The 19,169-nt window shown below is 70.2% G+C and carries 13 protein-coding genes; 4 read left to right on the forward strand and 9 right to left on the reverse strand.

What is annotated here, in order from left to right; all coding sequences use genetic code 11:
• Position 1 precedes the first annotated feature (1 nt).
• From V5F67_RS06830 to V5F67_RS06870, 9 genes are all read right to left on the reverse strand, one after another.
• A complete protein-coding gene (locus V5F67_RS06830; RefSeq protein ID WP_394019846.1) occupies positions 2-1,558 on the reverse strand; it encodes a class I adenylate-forming enzyme family protein in 1,557 nt (518 codons plus the stop codon).
• 4 nt (positions 1,559-1,562) lie between these two features.
• Entirely contained in the window at positions 1,563-2,042 is a 480-nt protein-coding gene (locus V5F67_RS06835; protein ID WP_394019844.1) for a Zn-ribbon domain-containing OB-fold protein, read from the reverse strand.
• Positions 2,043-2,045: 3 nt separating this feature from the next.
• Entirely contained in the window at positions 2,046-3,212 is a 1,167-nt protein-coding gene (locus tag V5F67_RS06840) for a thiolase family protein (protein ID WP_394019842.1), read from the reverse strand.
• Positions 3,213-3,220: 8 nt separating this feature from the next.
• Positions 3,221-4,015 (reverse strand): enoyl-CoA hydratase/isomerase family protein, encoded by a 795-nt coding sequence (locus V5F67_RS06845; protein WP_394019840.1) that lies wholly within the window; start codon positions 4,013-4,015, stop codon positions 3,221-3,223.
• Between the two features lie 80 nt (positions 4,016-4,095).
• Positions 4,096-4,884 (reverse strand): ABC transporter ATP-binding protein, encoded by a 789-nt coding sequence (locus tag V5F67_RS06850; RefSeq protein ID WP_394019838.1) that lies wholly within the window; start codon positions 4,882-4,884, stop codon positions 4,096-4,098.
• A gap of 14 nt (positions 4,885-4,898) precedes the next feature.
• Positions 4,899-5,657, reverse strand: coding sequence for an ABC transporter permease (locus tag V5F67_RS06855; protein WP_394019836.1), 759 nt, complete (start codon positions 5,655-5,657; stop codon positions 4,899-4,901).
• 154 nt (positions 5,658-5,811) lie between these two features.
• On the reverse strand, positions 5,812-6,780 hold the full coding sequence (locus V5F67_RS06860; protein ID WP_394019834.1) for an ABC transporter substrate-binding protein: 969 nt from the start codon (positions 6,778-6,780) through the stop codon (positions 5,812-5,814).
• Between the two features lie 246 nt (positions 6,781-7,026).
• The gene (locus V5F67_RS06865) at positions 7,027-7,926 is read right to left on the reverse strand and encodes a LysR family transcriptional regulator (RefSeq protein ID WP_394019832.1); all 900 of its coding nucleotides are present in this window, start codon (positions 7,924-7,926) and stop codon (positions 7,027-7,029) included.
• 220 nt (positions 7,927-8,146) lie between these two features.
• A complete protein-coding gene (locus V5F67_RS06870) occupies positions 8,147-8,533 on the reverse strand; it encodes a hypothetical protein (RefSeq protein WP_394019830.1) in 387 nt (128 codons plus the stop codon).
• A 618-nt stretch (positions 8,534-9,151) separates the two neighbouring features.
• Here V5F67_RS06870 and V5F67_RS06875 point away from each other — a divergent pair.
• From V5F67_RS06875 to V5F67_RS06890, 4 genes are all read left to right on the forward strand, one after another.
• The gene (locus V5F67_RS06875; protein WP_394019828.1) at positions 9,152-10,720 is read left to right on the forward strand and encodes an adenosine deaminase; all 1,569 of its coding nucleotides are present in this window, start codon (positions 9,152-9,154) and stop codon (positions 10,718-10,720) included.
• A gap of 63 nt (positions 10,721-10,783) precedes the next feature.
• Positions 10,784-12,058: a diguanylate cyclase domain-containing protein gene (locus tag V5F67_RS06880; RefSeq protein ID WP_509210621.1), complete on the forward strand. Its 1,275-nt coding sequence runs from the start codon at positions 10,784-10,786 to the stop codon at positions 12,056-12,058.
• A 142-nt stretch (positions 12,059-12,200) separates the two neighbouring features.
• Positions 12,201-18,155: an anti-phage protein ProA gene (gene proA / locus V5F67_RS06885; protein ID WP_445328511.1), complete on the forward strand. Its 5,955-nt coding sequence runs from the start codon at positions 12,201-12,203 to the stop codon at positions 18,153-18,155.
• 113 nt (positions 18,156-18,268) lie between these two features.
• A complete protein-coding gene (locus V5F67_RS06890; protein WP_394019822.1) occupies positions 18,269-19,105 on the forward strand; it encodes an IclR family transcriptional regulator in 837 nt (278 codons plus the stop codon).
• Positions 19,106-19,169 lie beyond the last annotated feature (64 nt).

A 19,169-nucleotide genomic window follows, 5' to 3' on the forward strand; every position in this document is an offset into this window, starting at 1 on the left:
CTCAGGACGCGGCCTTGCCGGTGCCGGGGGCGCCGCAGCGCTCCACAGCCTGCCGGCGCAGCTCGGTCTTCAGCACCTTGCCGAGCGCGTTGCGCGGCAATTGCTCCACGAACAGCACGCGCTTCGGCTTCTTGTAGCCGGCGATGAGCGTGCGGCAGTGGGCGATCAGCGCCTCCTCGCTCGGCTCCTGGCCGGCCCGGGGCTCCACGAACGCCACCACCGCCTCGCCATAGATGGCGTCCGGGATGCCGACCACCGCCGCATCGGCGACCGAGGGGTGGGCGATCAGCGTCTGCTCCACCTCCTTGGTGTAGATGTTGAAGCCGCCGGACAGCACCATGTCCTTCTTGCGGTCGACGATGTAGAGGAAGCCGTCGGCGTCGCGCCGCGCCATGTCGCCGGTATGGACCCAGCCGTCGCGGATGGTCTCGGCGGTCTCCTTGGGCCGGCGGAAATAGCCGCGCAACGTGAGGGATTGGCCCGGCGCGCCGGTGCGCACCGCGATCTCGCCCACCTCGCCATCCGGCACATGGGCGCCTTCCGCGTCCACCAGCTTCACCTCGACGCCCGGCGTCGGCCGGCCCACCGAGGCGGGATGGGTGAACTGCTCCTCGTGGTCGAGCCCGGTGATGGCGCCGGCTTCCGTCATGGCGAAGAAGGAGAACAGCCGCACATGGGGCAGGAGCCCGATGAGCTGCTGCTTCAGCTCCACCGGGAACGCCTCGCCGGTGACGACGATGCGCCTCAGGCTCGCGCACTTGTGCGGAGCTGCGGCGATGGCCGGCAGCATCATGCGGCAGATGGTGGGCACCATGCCGGCGACGCTCACCTTCTCGCGGGCGATGATGTCGAGGGTCGCCGCGGGGTCGAACTTCTCCATCACCACCAGCGTGCCGCCCACCGTGAGCGCGTTGGCGAGCCGGGCGAACCCGGTGCGGTGGGCGAGGGGCGTGGAGACCAGGAACACGTCGTCCGCGGCGAGCCCCCATTCGAGCCCGTTCACGAAATGATGGTTGGTGATGATGTTGGCGTGGGTCAGCAACGCGCCCTTGGGCCGGCCGGTGGTGCCGGAGGTGTACATGATCATGGCGTCGAGCCATTCCACCGGCACGTCCGGCCGCAGCATCACCGGCTCGGCGCGCCAGTCCTCCAGCCGCTCGTCCCCCCCGGTGGCAGCGCCGGCCGAAAGGAAGATCGCCCCTTCCGCCGCGCGGCGCACCAGATCGAGCCCGGTTCCGGCGCCGTCGTGCGCGACGAGGCGCGGCTCGGCATCGGCGGCGATATAGGCCACCTCGGTATCGGTCAGGCGGGTGGTCGCCGGCACCACGATGGCGCCGAGCGACAGGGCCGCGAAGGTCAGCTCCACGAACGCGGTGCCGTTGGAGAGATAGAGCAGCACGCGGTCTCCCGGCCGGACCCCCCGCGCGCTCATGGCGCCTGCCAAGGCGGTGATGCGTGCCTGAAGCTGGCCGTAGGTCAGCCGCTCGCCGCCGCAGATGACGGCCGGATGGTCCGGCCGCCTGAGGGCATGGGCCTCGATGAAGACCTCGAGCCGCATCGCATCACCTCGCGTTGTCCACGAGCCGGAACGCCGGATAGGGAGTGCCGTCGTCGAAATGGTCGAAGGCGAGCGTCACCCTTTTTCCGATCGCCATCTCCTCCGGCGCGCAGCCGAGGATGTTGGCGATGAGGCGCACGCCCTCGTCCAGCTCCACGGTGGCGACCGGCAGCGGCAGGCGCCCCTCGACGCCGGGGCCGGGAATGCGCACCGTGGTGCAGGCATAGATGGTGCCGTTGCCCGACACCTCGCGCCATTCCAGCGTTCTTCTGCCGGTGAACACGCTCACCGGGCGGGGATAGTGCTGGAAGCGGCCGGTCTCGGTGCAATACTGCATCATCAGCTTGCCTTCCCGCGCCCCGTCCCAGAACGGCTGGGTGTCCACATAGACGTTGGGCTTGGGAGCGGGCCGGCTTGGCTTCGGGCTCTCGGCCTTGGCCGTGCTGTCGGGCTTCGCGGCGCTTGCGGTCTTCGCCTCGCTCATGGTTCAGGCCTCCAGGATCATGGCGGCGCTGGTGCCCCAGTTCCGCGCGTAGGGGATGACGCCGATGCCGGTGACGAGCGCGTTCTTCGGCTCGCGCACCTGGCGCGCGCCGCCTTCGCCGAACATCTGGCGCACGGCCTCGGCGAGGTTCAGGCCGCCGGAGGCGAGGCCCGGCTGGCCGGCGGAGATCTGCCCGCCGCCGGTGTTGGTGGGCAGTCCGCCGGTGTGGGAGAGGTCGGTGTCGAGGATGAAGTCCGAGCCCTCGCCGCGCTTGCAGAAGCCGAACTGCTCCAGCTGCATCAGCACGGCGATGGTGAAGTCGTCATAGGGCTGGAACATGCGGATGTCCTTCGGCTTCAGCCCGGTCTTGCCGAACACGGTGCCGGAGATCTTCGCGAAGCCGCTCTCGGTGACGTCGGCGAGCATGTCAGCGCCGTTGAAGTTGGTGACCTCGGCGAAGGCGGTCGGATAGACCATCTTCTGAAGGCCCATCTCCCGCGCCGTCTTCTCGGAGGTGACGAGGAAGGCGTTGGCGCCGTCGCAGAACATCACGCAGTCGAGCAGCCGCAGCGGATCGGAGACCACGCGCGAGGCGTAGTAGTCCTCCATGGTCAGGGGCTTCTTGAACTTGGAATAGGCGTTGTCGTTCATCAGCGCCTGGGCGCGCTGGGTGACGGCGATCTTGCCCAGAGCCTCGTCCTTCAGTCCGTACTGATGGATGTAGCGGGAGATCAGCAGGCCGAAGGAGGCGGGCGGGCCCTGGACGCCCGGCGGGTCCTGGAACTCGCTGCGATAGGCGCCGTAATTGGCGCGCCAGGAGGTCGAGGGTGCGTCGGAGGAGAGCACCACGGCCACCTCGCAGGCGCCGTCACGGATGGCGGCGGCGGCGCGCGCCACGCCGCCCGTGGCCGAGCAGCCGCCGATGGCGCCGAAGTTCAGCCAGGTGGGCGTGAGACCGAGCGCCTCGGTCATGTAGACTGCGTAGAATGGATTCGGCGCCTCGCTCAGGGGCGCGGTGACGGACAGGCCGTCGATCCGGTTCTTGTCCACGCCCGTGGCGGTGAGGAGGTCGGAGAGCGCCTCGCCGGCGAGGTCGTAGGCGCTGCGGCCGCTCTTGAAGTCGATGCGGGTCTCCGAATACCCCGCGATGACGATGTCACGCTTGCTCATGGTCGGTCTCATTCGCCTTGGAAGTTGGGGGCGCGCTTCTCGCGGAAGGCGGCGAGCCCCTCGTTCCGGTCCCGCGAGAAGTAGAGGTAGAAGGAGAGGTCGGCTTCGGTGGCGAAGCCCTCGGCGAGCGGCATGTCGGCGCCGCGGTCGATGGCCGCCTTGGAGAACATCACCGAGAGCGGCGCGTTGGCGGCGATGGAGGCCGCCACATCGTGCGCCTTCGCCAGCGCCGCGCCCTGCTCCGTGACATAGGTGACGAGGCGCAGGCGCTCAGCCTCGGCGGCGTCGATGCGCCTCCCGGTCCAGATCAGGTCCTTGGCGAGCTGCGGGCCGATGAGGCGCGGCAGGGTCTGGGTGCCGCCGCCCCCGGGCATGAGGCCGAGCTTGCACTCGGGCAGGCCGAACTTCGCCTTGGCGCCGGCCACCACGATGTCGGCGGTGAGCGCCAGCTCGAGCCCGCCGCCGAGCGCGAAGCTCTCCACCGCCACGATCACCGGCTTGGTGAAGGCGGCCACCTCCTGGAACAGGCGGTTCACCTTCCGCGCGCGCTTCCGGAAGCGGTAGAACTCGAAATACTCGTTCTCCTTGATCTGGAACTCGCTGGTGTCGATGCCGGTGCAGAACGCCTTCTCGTTGCCGGCGAGCACCACGGCGCGCACCGAGCGATCGAACTCGGCCTCCGCGAGCACGTCGAGGATCTCGCTTGCCGTCTGCTCGCGCAGCGCGTTCAGCTTCTCCGGCCGGTTGATGGTGATCTCGACGGTCGCGTCCCGGCGGGCGACCAGAATATCTTCGTGGGACATGGGCTTACTCCGGATGAACAGGGCTCGGCTGCCGCGCCGGCCGGCCGCGCGCGGATCGAAAAGGGGGAGGGCGTGGGGGATCAGCCCGGATCGGCCGGGTGCTCCTCCCCGCCGAGGGCGGCGGCGATCTCGTCGTGGAGACGGGCGCGCAGCTGCTCATCGCGGCGCTCCCGGTCGGTGAGCGTCAGCTCCAGCTGGATGCGCGCGGGCGCGCCGAGCACCAGCACCCGGTCCGCCATGTCGAGGGCGTCCTCGATGCGGTGAGTGACCAGGAGGCAGGTCTTGGTGAATTCCCGCGCGATGCGGTGGAAGTCGGCGCGCAGCGCCCGCGAGGTCACGTGGTCGAGCTGACTGAAGCTCTCGTCCAGCAGCACGATCTCCGGGTCCACCGCCAGCGCGCGGGCGAGCGAGACGCGCTGGCGCATGCCGCCCGAAAGCTCGTGGGCATACTTGTCGGCGGCATCGCCGAGCTTCACCCGCTCCAGCCAGGAGAGGGCGGTGGCGCGCGCCTCGTCCTTGCTGCGGCCGAGGATGAGCAGGCCGAGCTCCACATTCTCCACCGCCGTGCGCCAGGGCAGGAGACGGTCGGTCTGGAAGCTCACGGCGAGCTTGCCGCGCAGGCCGAGGAAGTTGGCGTTGGGGTCGAGCCCGGCGACGCGCACCGTGCCGCTGTCCGGCGTCAGCGTGCCGAGGACGAGGTTCAGCACCGTGCTCTTGCCGGCGCCGGTGCGCCCGAGCAAAGCGACGATCTCGCCGTGGGCGACGTCGATGGAGAGGTCGTCCACCACCGTCTTGCCGCCGAAGGCCTTGTAGACCTGGTGGAGCCTTACCGAGGGCGGGTGCGCCGCGGCGGTCGCGCTTTTGATCATGGCGATGTCCTGGATCATCGGACGCTCACCTCCGGGCGCCACTTGAGCGCCACCTTCTCGATGGCCGAGATCGCGACCTGCAGCACGATGTTCAGCGCCACCAGGAAGAAGGTCCAGGCGAACACCTGATCGATGCGGAAGGTGGACTGGGCGAGGTTCATGCGCGAGCCGATGCCGGCCGCGGAGGCGACCAGTTCCGCGAACACCACCATGCGGATGGCGTAGCCGATCACCGACTTGGTGGTGAGGAACACGTACGGCACGATGTGCGGGATGATGAGGTACCGCATGACGTGCCAGCGCGAGGGGCGGAAGCTCTCGATCATGTCGATGAGCTCCTTCGGCAAGGCGCGGATGCCGTCATAGATGTTCAGCGCGTAGAACGGGATGATGATCACGCACAGGATGAAGAAGATGCGGACTTCCGGGTCCTTGAACCAGAACACCGCGATCAGCATCCAGGAGAGCGCCGGGATGCCGGTGTCGATCACCACCAGCGAGCGCAGATAGGGCCGCAGCTTCGGCTTCATGCCCATGACGAGGCCGAGGATCAGCCCCAGCAGCATGGACGCCGCCACCGCCGCCGTGAGGCGCGCCAGCGTGATGAAGACGTGGCTGGTGTCGGAGAAGAAGATTTCCCGCGCCGCCTTCAGCACCATGGCGGGCGAGGGCATCACGTAGTCCGGCACGAAGCGGCTGAGCACCTCCATGAGGATCACGAGGCCGGTCACCACCACGACGGTGGCGATGGTCTCGCGGCGGCGCTCCGTCATGGGGGCCCGCGGCGGCGCAATGGCGCGCGGCATGGTCGGATGGGTGGAGGTCAAGGCGCGTCCTCGCTTGTCGTTGCGTCGGTGGTGGCCTTTGCCGGCCACCTCTTGTGCTTGGAAGCGGCGGCGGCCGGCGAAGCGACCGCCGGCGCCGGTCTCAGCCCTTGAAGAAGAAGGCGTCGTCGACAGGCCTCTGCAACAGGCCGTTGCGGGCGAGGAACTCGCTCGCCTTGACGATCTCGGAGCGGCCCTGCGCGCTCGCCATGGAGCCGAACTGGAAACGCAGCCTGCGCGAGGTGATGGCCTCGGCGAGCACCTCGGGCGAGAAGCCGGAATTCTGGCCGGCGATGGCGACCGCTTCCTTCGGAGCGGCATTGATGCGCTGGAGGCACTCCTCGAACATGGCGCGCACGCGCTTCGCCATGTCCGGGCTCTTCTCCGCAAGCTCCCGGCGCACCGCGACGCCGAAATAGGGCAGATCGAGGGAGGTCGCCTTGCGATAGGCCTCGCCGGCGTTGAACAGCGGCTTGAGCTTGCTGTCGCGCATGAGCGCGGCGGTGACGTTGGGCTCCCAGGACAGGCCGGCCTCGGCGCGGTTCGCCATTACCAGCGTCATGGCGGCGGCAGGATTGTCGACCCCCTGGATGGTCACGTCCTTGCCCAGCTCGATGCCGTTCAGTTCCTTGATGAGCGCGGCCACCATGCGGAAGGTGCCGGTGGACTGGGCGGCGGCCAGCGTCCTGCCCTTGAGGCCCGCCACGTCCTTGAGCGCCGGATCGCCGGTGACGATGTAGATCATGTCCGCCGTCGTGATCGAGCACAGCATCTCGATCGGCACGCCGGCCTGCTGGCGCGAGGCGAAGGTGTCCCAGCTGCCGATGCAGACGTCGTAATTGCCGGCGGCGAAGTCGTTGTAATAGGTGGAGACCGCCGTGTACTGGGTGGGCGGTGCGAGCGGCACGCCATGCTTCTCGGCCAGCTTCTGGGCGAGGATGTACTGCACCACGAGGATGGTGAAGCCGGGCGCCAGCGAGGCCCAGCGCACCGGCGCCGCGGCCTGCGCGAAGGCCGGCGTGGCGAGGCCGGCGGCCCCGCCTGCGAGCGCGGCGCCAAAGGATGCGCCCAAGGATGCTTCGAGGAACGTGCGGCGTGAGAGATGTGCGACCACCTTGCCCTCCCAGGCATGGCGCGTCCGTCACCCCACGCAGCCCCGTCGGGACCGGTGGCGTCGGCGCGCTCGTTGTGCGTTTCCCATCGAGCGACCGGGCTGCCGCCGGTCTTCTCGCACCAGGATGCTAGGGGGAGGGGCGTGCCCGATCCAGCGCATATGCGTGCCCATATCGTTCCATAATTGGAACGATATGCGACCCGCTCACGCCTCCTCGCCCAGGCTCTCGGCGATGAAATCCAGGAACACCCGCACCATGCGCGGCGTCCTGCGCCGGCCGAGGAAAGTGGCGGAGACCTCCAGCGCCGGGCTCTCCCAGTCGGCCAGAAGCGGCACCAGCCGGCCCGCCTTCACATCGTTGCGGCACATGATGTTGGGCAGGATGCCGATGCCCACCCCTTTGATGATGAGCTCGCGGGCGACGCCGATATTGTTGACCGTGACGTGGCCCTCCACCGCCACGGCGCGGTCTCCGTTGCGGCTCTGGAACGTCCAGACCCCTTCGCTCCGCTGGTGATCGGTGACGATGCAGTTGTGGCCCGCGAACTCCTCGATGGTGGTCGGCTCGCCGCGCCGTCGCACATAATCTGGGCTCGCATAGACGCCGCGGGTGACGCGCGCGAGGCGGCGCACCGGCACCTGCGAGTTCTTGATGCGGCCGAGATGGATGGCAACGTCGCAGCGGTCCTCGTTCACGTCCACCCAGCGCCCGCTCACCTCGATGTCGAGATGGATGTCGGGATACTTCATGGCGAACGCGCCGATGGCGCGGCTGAGCCAGGAGATGCCGAAGTCGATCGGCATGGAGACGTGCAGCTTGCCGCGCAGCTCGGTCTGGAGGCTGTGGGCGAACAGTCCCGCATCCTCGATCTCGGAGGAGATGCGCTCGCAATGGTGGGCGAGGGCGCGACCGGCATCCGTGACCGTGATCTTGCGGTTGCCCCGCTTGAGCAGGTGCACCCCCATCTGGTCCTCCAGGTGGGCGATCTTCCGGCTAAGCGTGGATTTCGGCAGGTCGAGCTTCTGCGCCGCCTTGGTCAGGCTGCCGGCATTGGCGACCTCGTAGAACAGCAGCATGGCGTTGAGGTCGATCTTCATGGCCATGGGCGCCGCCCTAGGGGATGGAACGTCTCGCTCCCGCCGTGGTGCCAGAATTTCGTGCCCGCCGCCAGCCGCGCCGGCCCGATCGGTCGCCGAATGTCCGTGCCCTGGCTCGGGTCGGACTTCGACCCGCGCGCCTCGACGCTGCACTTGCCAAGTGTGCAGTTGCGTCCGGCTTTTTCAGTCTCGCCCACGGGCGCATAAGAGAGTCCTTCGGTTCCCATCACTTACCGCGGCCAACGGAGTGCCGGCCCTCTTCCCGCAGGCGCCGCTTGGTGGAAGGGCATAGGCTCTGGCTAACGCCAGTTCTTTTGCCGTCCACGGTTCCCTGGTCCTCGGGGCGGATGCCATAGCACCGTGCAATGCCGGGCTCGATGCCCTTCAACATGTACTTGCGGGCTCCCCTCGGCCGATAGGCGGGACGCATATGGATCACGGGCGCCACGGCACGGGCGTCTGCCCCGGTAACAGCCCCGAGCCACACGGGGAGTCGTGCGCTGAAGTCCATCACCCTGCCTTCGGGCAGGTGAACCAGCCAGTGTGCGGCAATCACGTTGCCGCCGTTCTCCAGCACCCATGCGAAGGTCGGCCGGGCTGCTGCGGTTTCCATCTCGGTGCCTCGTGGTCGGCGTCTGAGGCGAATATCGGCGCGGAAGCGTCTGGAATGAATGGAAGTAGGGATGAACGTTTGTTCGCCCGCCAGTGACTCCAAAGGCGCCCGTGGGCGAAGTCTAGGCCGGGGGGCCGGGTGGCGGCCCTGACAGCCAAAAAAGGACGTATCGTCAAATTAGGACGACACGTCTCAACGACGAAGCGTCGCTACTACTCACAGGACGTTACGGGGGGTGGCCGAGGATTCACCCGGTCTGCCGCAGGCTTCTCGATTTTGCCCGGCTGGGTTCCATTCGGTGCCGGTCCTCCTGCCTGGAATGACGCGGAGCGCGACGAAGGCGGGCGGCAGGTCGGGAGGGCGTGGTGCTCCTGGCCGGAGGTCCGTGAACCGCGCACCGCATTTCGCCTGGTACTTTCGCGGCGGGCGGCGCTGCGGGTCCCTCCAGGGGCATCCGTAGGCGAGGGCGTCCAGCAACTCCTCCAGGGTGATCTCGGCGCCGTGGAGCTGGGCGAGACGGGCCAAGCGGTAGCTGCCATGCCGCTTGCACCGCGGGGGCGCCGTTCCCGCCCGCGGCGCGCTGGGCTAGGCTCGGCCGATTCTTTGTGGAGCCCGAGCTTGCGACGCCGTATCTGGATTGCCGCCCTTCTTCTCGTGGCTGCCGTGTTTTCGGTCCGCATCCTGGTGGTGGCGCAGGACCTTCCTGGCCTTGCCGCCGCCGCCCGGCTCGAGACGCTGAAGGACGACCTGCCGCGCCTGCGTGCGTTCCTCGCTCGCATGCCGAAGGGCGCGGACCTGCACATGCACCTGTCGGGCGCGGTCTATGCCGAGCGCTTGATCGCCTTCGCGGCGGCCGACGGGCTGTGCCTGCGCAAGGCCGACATGACCTTCGTGCCGCCGCCGACCGGCGCCGCGCTGGGCGTGCCTTGCGGACCGGACCCGGCGCTCGTTCCGGTGGCGGAGGCGATCGCCGGCTGGCGCGGGCAGGGCACCTACGACCAGATTGTCAATGCCTTCTCCATGCGCTGGTTCCTGCCGACCCCGGCGGTGCCGTCCGGCCACGACCAGTTCTTCGGCACCTTCTCGCGCTTCAACGCCGCCACCGGCGGCGCCGACTGGGAGCAGACCCTGGCGCGCGCCGCCGAGATGACGCTGGACCAGCTCCGGCAGTACGACGCCGAGAACGTCCAGTATGCCGAGCTGATGGCGACCCTGTTCGAGGGCGACGATCGCCGCCGCATGGCGCAGTTCGTCACCCGTGCCGCCGGCGACCGGCCCGTGACCGAAGCCGACCCCGCCGTGCTGCTCGCGGCGCTGAAGGACAACGGGCTCGCCGATCTCGTCGCCGCCCGGGCACGCGACCTGACCGCCCTGGTCGCCCGCATCGACGCGCTGCGCGCCTGCGGCGGCGGCGCTGCCAGGCCCGGTTGCGGCGTCGCTTTCCGCTACATCGCCCAGGTCAACCGCAACGGGCCGCCCGCCGAGGTGTTCGCGCAGACCGCGCTGTCCGTGGCTCTGGCCCGCGCGCTGCCGTCCGTGGTCGCCGGCATCAATTATGTGGGGCCGGAGGACTTCCTGGTCGCCCGGCGGGACTACCGCGCCCACATGGGCTGGATCGGCTTCCTCGCCGGCGTGGATGTGCCGGTGGCGCTGCATGCGGGCGAGCTGTGGCTCGGCCTCGTGCCGCCCGACGACCTCGACTTCCACATCCGCGCCGCGGTCGAGGTGGCCGGCGCCCGCCGCATCGGTCACGGCACGGCCATCGCCTTCGAGCGCGACATGGACGGCCTGCTGGCCGAGATGGCGCGGCGCGGCGTCACCGTGGAGGTGGCGCTCACGTCCAGCGACGTGATCCTCGGCGTGCGCGGCCGCGCCCATCCGATCCATACCTACCTGTCGGTGGGCGTGCCGGTGACGCTCGCCACCGACGATGCCGGCGTCTCGCGCATCGACCTCACCCACGAATATTTCCGCGCCGCCGTGGACCAGGGGATGGGGTATGGCCGGCTGAAGGCATTCGCCCACGCCGGCATCGCCCGCTCCTTCCTCGCGGAGGCAGAGAAAGCGCGCGAGACGGCTCGGCTCGATGACGCCTTCACCACATTCGAGCGGGAGATCGCAGGGGCCATGCCCTGGACCGCGAAGGCGAAGGCGGTGCTGCGGCGGGCGCTCGGACCGGCAGGTTGAGATTGGCCTTCGGGAGCCGGGCGGGCCGCGCGCGCTCCGGCCCGCTTGGTCCACAGGCGCCGGTTGCGCCGGGATTGCCCGGCGCGCCACCGGGGGGTACGAGAACAGCCAAGGAAACCTCCTGGCTGGTTTCGTTTTTTGGCGGTATCCGGCTGCATTTTCAGCGCGATAAGGGAGAAGATGCTCGATTTCTCGTCTCTTCTTCTTGCGATCTTCCTGTCCACGGGCGGCATCAGTGCGGTGCTTTTCGCCGGCTGGATCACGTCGCGTCGCGACGGATTCCTGCTGACATGCGCACTTGGCGCGCTGCTGGTGGCGGTCAGCGTCGTGTGCTCCGCCTATTATGCAAAGACACCGCAGGTCTGGCTCGTCACCTTGGCCTACACCCTGCTGCTCACGGGCTTGTCGACCATCTACGGAACGGCCCGGCAGTTTCGCCATGACGCCTCGCCCTGGCGTGCCGTGGCGATCGCTACCGGGCTCGCGCTCGGCATCACCGTGCCGCCGCATGTGCTGGGCCTGAACGGCATCGGCTTCTTTTGCGGCTTCGCCGCCGCCGCCGGGCTGCTCTTCCTCACCTCCTATGAGTTTTGGCGGGCGCGCCATGAGGCGCGTGGCACCCTGGTCGCGCTCGCGGCGAGCTACTTCATCATCGGCCTATCCTTCATCCCGCGCGCGGTCATGGTGGCGCTGGAGGGCAAGGCGGTGATGCCCGGCCCGCCGCAGAACTGGGCGCAGACCGCGGGTGTCGCGCTCATCATCGCCAGCGTGCCGGCGCTCGGCGCTCTCACGCTCGCGCTCAACCAGAAGCGCCTCGTGCGCGCCCATCGCCAGCAGGCGCTCACCGATCCCCTCACCGGCCTGCCCAACCGGCGCGCGCTCATCGAACGGGTGGCGGAGCTGAGCGGAACTGGTGCGCTGGTGCTGTTCGACATCGACCGCTTCAAGGCCATCAACGACACGCGCGGGCATGCCACGGGCGACGCCGTCATCGTGATGTTCGCGCGCGTGCTGCAGCGCCATGCGGCGCCGGGCGAGATCGCGGCTCGGCTCGGCGGCGAGGAGTTCGTGCTAGCGATCCCGGGCGGGACGGCTGATGGGCTCGCGGTGCGGGCGGAGGCCGCGCGAAGGGAATTCGCCGCCCGCGTCCGCGCCGAGCACGGCCTTCACTGCAGCGCCAGCGGCGGCGTCGCCGCCGGAGCGATGAGCGAGGAAGGCTTCAGTCGCCTCATGGGCGCGGCCGACACGGCGCTCTACCAAGCCAAGCGGCAGGGCCGCGACCGCATCGTCCTCGCCGCAGCCGGCACGCAGGAGGCGGACGACATGCCTATCGCCTGACCTGCTTGTCGCGTGGCGGGCATGGCGTTGTCACGTTCCGCCAGGGTTGCAGGGCGAAAACGCGTGGGTCTATCGTATGGTTGGGACACCGGGAGGGGCGCCCGTGACAGATCAGGCAATCGACAGGACGGCGCAAGACCGGATGGCGCTGGACCTGGCGGCGGGAGCCATCGCGATCCTCGCCGAGGTCGCACCCTCTTTCACCTACGCCTCATACCAGAACGCCGTGCCGGTCTTGCGGACGCTCGCGCTCGCCAACACCACGGACGAGGCCCATGTGGGCCTGCGGCTGGAGCTGACGGCGACGCCACCCTTCCTGCGGCCGAAGAGCTGGACCATCGACCGGCTCGCCCCCGGCGACCGGCAGACCGTGTTCGACCGCCTGGTTCATTTCGACCTCGACTACCTGCGGGGCCTCGACGAGGCGGAGCGCGGCGAGGTCGCCTTCTCGCTCAGCAAGGACGGGCAGGTGCTGGCCGAAGCGCGCCTGCCGGTGCGCCTGCTGGCGCGGGACGAGTGGGGCGGGGTCGCCGACATGGCGCAATTGCTCGCCGCCTTCGTCATGCCCAACGACCCGGCGGTCGAGGCGCTGCTGCGCACCGCCTCCGAGGCGCTGGCGCGCAACCGCATCCCCTCGGGCATGGACGGCTATCAGAGCGGCGATCCGCGCCGCGCCCGCATCCTTTCTGCCGCCATCTATGCCGCCGGCGCCGCCATGGGGCTCCATTACGCGGAGCCGCCTGCGAGCTTCGAGGCGCGCGGCCAGAAGATTCGGCGGCCCTCGGCGGTGAAGGCCTCGGGCTTCGCCACCTGCCTCGACAGCACGCTTCTGTTCGCGGCGGCGTTCGAGGCGGCGGGGCTGAACCCGGTGGTCCTGCTGTTCGAGGGCCATGCGGCGGTGGGCGTGTGGCTCTCGGCGCGCACGCTGCCGCTCGCGGTCATGGCGGACCCGATGGAGGTCCGCAAGGCGATCGCCGTCGGCGAGATGATGGTGTTCGAGACCACCGGCGTCACGCGCAAGCCGGTGCTCGCCATCGACCGGGCGCAGGAGGCGGTGGCGGCGCGCCTCGCCGAGGCCCGCGAGCGCGAGTTCCGCGCCGCCATCGACGTCAAGCGCCTGCGTGAGGGCGGCATCACCCCATTGCCGAGCCACGAGGAGCGTCCGGCGCCGGAGGAGGAGCAGGCGCCGGCCGAGCCGCTCATCATCCTGCCCCCGCCGGGCCCGGAGCCCGCCATTGCGGCGGCGCCCGCATCGGAGGAGAAGCCCACCACCCCCGAAGACCGCATCGCCCGGTGGCAGAAGAAACTCCTGGATCTCTCGCTCTCCAACCGCCTGGTCGACTTCAAGGACACGCGCCGGACCGTGCCGTTCCTGTGCACCGACGCGGCGTACCTGGAGAACCGCCTCGCCTCGGGCGCCACGATCCGCATCATCTCGCTGCCGGAGCAGAACCCGATCGGCGAGCGCGACCCCGGCACCTTCCGCGAGATGCGCGGGCAGGACATTCATCTCGGCTTCGCCGCCGAGGCGCTGGCGCGCGACGAGCTGCCCTCGCCGCTTGCTCCGGCCCAGCTCGAAGCGCGGCTGATCGAGCTTTACCGCGCGGCCAGGAACGACCTGTCGGAAGGCGGCACCAACACGCTGTTCCTGGCGGTGGGCTTCCTGCGCTGGCGGCGCGGCGGCAAGGATCACCGCGCCCCGCTCCTGCTGGTGCCGGTGAAGCTCGAGCGCGTCGCCGCCTCCGCCCGCTTCAACCTGCGCTTCCACGAGGACGAGCCGCGCTTCAACGCGACCCTGCTGAAGTTCCTGGAGAGCGAATTCTCGCTCGCTCTGCCGCAGCTCGAAGAGCCGCTGCCGCAGGACGGGACCGGGGTGGACGTCGCCGCGCTGCTCGAAAAGGTGCGGGCCGCGGTGCGCGAGGTGCCGGGCCTGGAGGTGGTGAACGACACCGCGCTTTCCACCTTCTCCTTCGCCAAGTATCTGATGTGGAAGGATCTCGTCGAACGCGCAGGGCAATTGCGCGAGAACCGCCTCGTGCGCCACCTGATCGACGCGCCGGACGCGCCGTTCCCGGTCGTCGACGCGCCCGCTCCCCAGCCGGCCGACCTCGACCGCGCCTTCGCCCCGCGCGAATTGGTGTGCCTGCTACCGGCGGATTCCTCGCAGACGGTGGCGAGCGTCATGGCCGCTGCCGGGCACGACATGGTGATCGTCGGGCCGCCCGGCACCGGCAAGAGCCAGACCATCGCCAACATGATCGGCCACTGCCTGGCGGTGGGCAAAAGCGTGCTGTTCGTGGCCGAGAAGGCGGCGGCGCTGAACGTGGTGCACCGCCGTCTCAAGGAGCACGGCCTCGGGCCGCACTGCCTGGAGCTTCATTCGAGCAAGACCGACCGGCGGCACTTCCTGGGTCAGCTCAAGGCGGCCTGGGAGGAGGGCGGCGCGGCGGACGACCGCGACTGGATCGTCGGCAACGGCCGCCTCCAGCGCCGCCGCGACGAGCTCAACGCCTATGTGGAGGCGCTGCACGCGCGCCATGGCAACGGCCTGTCGGCCTACGAGGCGGTGGGCACCGTCCTGCGCGGGGAGGGGCGCGACGTGCCGGCGCTCTCCTGGCCGGCCGCGGACGCGCACGACGCCGAGGCGCGCCAGGCGCTGGAGGACCTCGCCGAGGAGGCGGGGCGCACCTTCGCTGCCGTGGGCACCCGGCCGGCGCTGCGCTTCGTGAATGTGGAGCAGTGGTCCGGCACCTGGCAGCGCGACCTGCTCGCCGCCGCCTCCGGCCTCGGCGCGGCGTCCTCGGGGCTCGCGGCCGCCTTCGACGGTTTCCTGGAGGCGCTCGGCCTGCCCTCGCGCCCGGACGCCGGCCTGCCGGAGATCGAGCGCTTCGAGGGCTTCGCGGCGGCGCTCGAAGCATGCGCCACGGCCGATCATGCGCTGGTCTTCGACCCCGAGTTCGACACCCTCGCGCCGGCGCTGCGGGCGCTCGGCGAGAGCCTCGCCGGGGCGAAGGGCGCGGAAGCGCGCCTTGTCGGCAGCTTCGCCCGCGAGGAGATGGCGCGCATCCCGCTCGACGATCTGGAGCGCGACTGGCGCGCCGCCGCGGCGTCCGCCTGGCCGCTGCGCGTCACCCGCCTCGCGAAGGTGCGCAACCTGCTCGCCACCTATGCGGTCGCCGGCAAGCCCGATCCGCAGGAGGTGCTGCCGCTGCTGCGGCGCCTCAAGGGCCAGCTCGACCAGATCGCCGCGAACCCGCTCGCGGGCGGAAAGCTCGGCCTCGCCGGCATCGACAGTGATATCCCCGCCATGACCGCGCACCTCGCGCGCTGCGCCGATCTGCGCCGGGCCTTCTCCGAGCTGCCGCTCGACGACGAGGAGGCGCAGGAGGCGATCGATGCCTTCGCGCCCGTCGCCATGGCCGGCGAGGACCGCTATGGCGTGCGCGCCGCCGCCGGCGCGCTGCGCGCCGCGATGGACGCCTTCGCCGCGGCTGGGCGTGCCTTCACCGCGGCGGCGGGCTGCGAGCCCGCCGCCATCATGGGCGCGGGGTCGCTCGGCGAGATTTCCGGCGCCATGGGGGAGATCGCCGCCGCCCAGACCGCGCTCGCGGACTGGAGCAGCTGGTGCGCGGTGCGGCACCGCGCGCAGGAGGCGGGTCTCGGGCCGGTGGTGTCGGCGCTGGAGGAGGGGCTCCTCGCGCCCGATTTCATCGGCTCGGCCTTCCGCCTCGCTTATGCCCGCTGGTGGGCGCCGCTGGTGCTAGACGCGGCGCCCGCGCTGCGTGACTTCCGCCGCTTCAAGCACGAGCACGCCATCGGCGAGTTCCGCGCCCTCGACGATTTCGTGCGCGGGCAGGCGAGCGCGCGGGTGCGCCACCGCATCGCCCATGGCCTGCCGGCGGCGCACAGCGTGCCGCGCAATTCCGAACTTGGCCTCCTGAACCAGCAGATGGCGCTCAAGCGGCCGAGCAAGTCGATCCGCGAGATGATCGCCGCCATGCCGCAGAGCTTCCCCAAGCTGGCGCCCTGCCTGCTCATGTCGCCGTTGTCCATCGCGCAATTCCTGCCGGCGGCCCATCCCCTGTTCGACGTGGTGATTTTCGACGAGGCCTCGCAGATCACCACCTGGGATGCGGTGGGCGCGATCGCGCGGGCGCGCCAGACGGTGATCGTCGGCGACCCCAAGCAATTGCCGCCAACCAACTTCTTTGGCCGCAGCGAGGAAGAGGACGAGGAGATCGAGGAACACCAGAAGGACCTGGAAAGCATCCTCGACGAGGCGCGCACCAGCGGCCTGCCGGTGCGCTACCTCTCCTGGCACTACAGGAGCCGCGATGAGAGCCTGATCGCCTTCTCCAACGGCGCCTATTACGGCAACCGGCTGATCACCTTCCCCGCGCCCGAGGCGGCGCGAAGCGCGGTGCGGCTCGTGAGCGTGCCCGAGGGCGTCTATGTGGGTGGGCAGGGCGGCAGCCGCACCAACCCGCTGGAGGCGCGCGCGGTTGCGGCGGAGGCGGTGGTGCGCATGCGCGCCGCGCTGGATCTGCCCGAGAAGGCGCGGCCGACGCTGGGCATCATCACCTTCAACCTGCCGCAGCAGGCGCTGATCCAGGACCTGCTCGACAAGGCGCGGCGCGACGAGCCGGCGCTGGAATGGTTTTTCGCCGAGGAGCGCTTCGAGCCCACCATCGTCAAGAACCTGGAGAACGTTCAGGGCGACGAGCGGGACGTGATCCTGTTCTCCATCACCTACACCAAGGATGTCGCCGGGGTGCGGCGCATGAATTTCGGCGCCCTCAACCGCGACGGCGGCGAGCGGCGCCTCAACGTCGCCATCACCCGCGCGCGGCAGGAGTTGCTGGTGTTCTCCGGCACCGAGGCCGAGCATCTCGACCTCGCGCGCACCGGCAAGCTGGGCGTGCGGCACCTGAAGGCGTTCCTGGACTATGCGGCGCGCGGGCCGGCGGCGCTGGCGGCGCCCGATCGCGGGTCGGCGGGCGATGCGGAATCGCCGTTCGAGGAGGCGGTGGCGATCGCGCTCGCCGCGCGCGGCTGGACCGTGGTGCCGCAGGTGGGCGTCTCCGCCTTCCGCATCGACCTCGCCGTGCAGCACCCGCAGAAGCCCGGCCTCTACCTCGCCGGCATCGAGTGCGACGGCGCCACCTATCATCGCTCCGCCACCGCGCGCGACCGGGACAAGGTGCGCGAGGAGGTGTTGCGCGGGCTCGGCTGGAAGATCCTGCGCGTGTGGTCCACCGACTGGTGGCGCGACGCCGAGGGGGCTGTCAGTGCGCTGGACGAGGCGCTCAAGGCGCTCGCCGCTGCCGGCGCTCCAGAGCCGGCGCAGGCTGCGGCCCACTGGGATCTCGGCGCGGCGGTCGATCCCGTCGCCGCGCCCGCAGCGGAGCCGGAGGCGCCGGAGGAGCCCGAGGCGGAGCCCGAGCGGGAGGAGCGGGTGGGAGAGGGTGCGCCGGTGCGCGCGGCGCCCGATGCCGCCGTACGGCTCGCAGGGCCGCTGTTCGCCGAGCGCGGCGCGGCGGAGGCGGCGCACTACCTGACGGCGGACCTTTCCGCTTTCACGGCGCGGCCCGACCAGTTCTTCGAGGATGGTTACAACACGACCCTCGCCGCCATGATCGAGACCGTGATCGACTGCGAGGCTCCGGTGCGCGAGGACGTGCTCGCCCAGCGCATCGCCCGGGTCCATGGCTGGCTGCGCACCGGCCCGCGGATCAAGGCGCGGATCGCGCAGTGCCTCGGTGACGTGGAGCGCACCGCCGAGAGCAGCGGCGACTTCCTGTGGCGCGCCGGTTCCGTGCGCGATCTGATCGCCTACCGCGCCCCCTCCGGGGAGGCCTCGCGCCGCAGCGTCGCCGAGATTCCCCTCGCCGAGCTTGCCTATGTCGCCGACCGCAACCGCCATGTCCTGGAGGAACCGGACCCGGCGCTGGCGCTCGCCCGCCTGCTGGGCATCGACCGGCTGGCCGCCTCCACGCGTCCGCGTCTCGCCGAGGCCATCGAGCGCGTGGCGCTGCGGACCCGGGCCGCCGTCAACGGCGAGGCGGCGCCCCCGGGTGAAGGCTTGCCGCTGGCATAGGGGCGGCACCGGAAAGAATTCCGTTTAACGATCCATATTTCCGATAACAGAGACCTCGTCCTTTTCCGGCAAATATGCCAACACGGCCGGACGCGGAACGCTGGACGGACGAGATGGCGAAACAGGCGCAGGATCACGGACCGGCCTCGGCGGTCGATGGCGGCGCGCATCAGAGCATCGCGCGGCTCGACCTGCTGATGTCGGTGCTCGCCTCCAGCAAAGGCGAGGGCCTGAAGCTGATGGATGTCTGCCGCCTCTCCGGCCTCGGCAAGGCGACCGTGCACCGGCTGCTCACCGGCCTCGTCCAGTACCGGCTCGCCGACCATGACGACGCCACGGGGCGCTATTTCATCGGCTACAAGGTGCTGACCTGGGCGGCCGGGGCAGGGGAGCGCTACGGCCTGGCGCGGCTCGCCCGGCCGGGGCTCGAGCGCATCGCCGCGCGGTTCGAGGACGCGGTCTATCTGATGGTGCGCCACGGCGACGAGGCGGTCTGCCTGGATCGGGTGGAGGGCACCTTTCCCATCCGCACGCTCGCCTTCAAGGTGGGCGACCACCGTCCGCTGGGCGTGGGGGCCGGCAACACGGCGCTGCTCGCCTTCCTGCCCGACGAGGAGGTCGCGCGCATCCTGCGCGAAGGCGCCGCGGCGCGGGCGCCACACGGCATCGCCGACGCCGACCTGAGGGCCATCATCGCCGCGGCACGGCGAACCGGATACACGTTCGTGGACAGCAAGGTGATCCCGGGTATCGCTACCCTCGGCGTTCCCGTCCCGGGGGCTGACGGCCGCCCGGTCGCGGCCATCAGCGTCTCGGCCATCTCGGACCGCATGGGCGAGGCCCGGCGCGCCGAGATCGCGACGGCGGTGACGGCCGAGGCCGCCGCTCTCGCCCAGGAGCTCGGCCCGCTTCTCGCCTCGGGCGCACGCCCGCCGGCCGCCCGCCGATAGGCCTGCGCCCGGATCGGGGCGTCATCGACCGGGTCTCAACAGCGGCCCCGGATCCGTGATCGCG

The sequence above is a fragment of the Xanthobacter pseudotagetidis genome (assembly GCF_043194795.2).
In the GTDB taxonomy this organism is placed as follows: Bacteria; Pseudomonadota; Alphaproteobacteria; order Rhizobiales; family Xanthobacteraceae; genus Xanthobacter; species Xanthobacter tagetidis_A.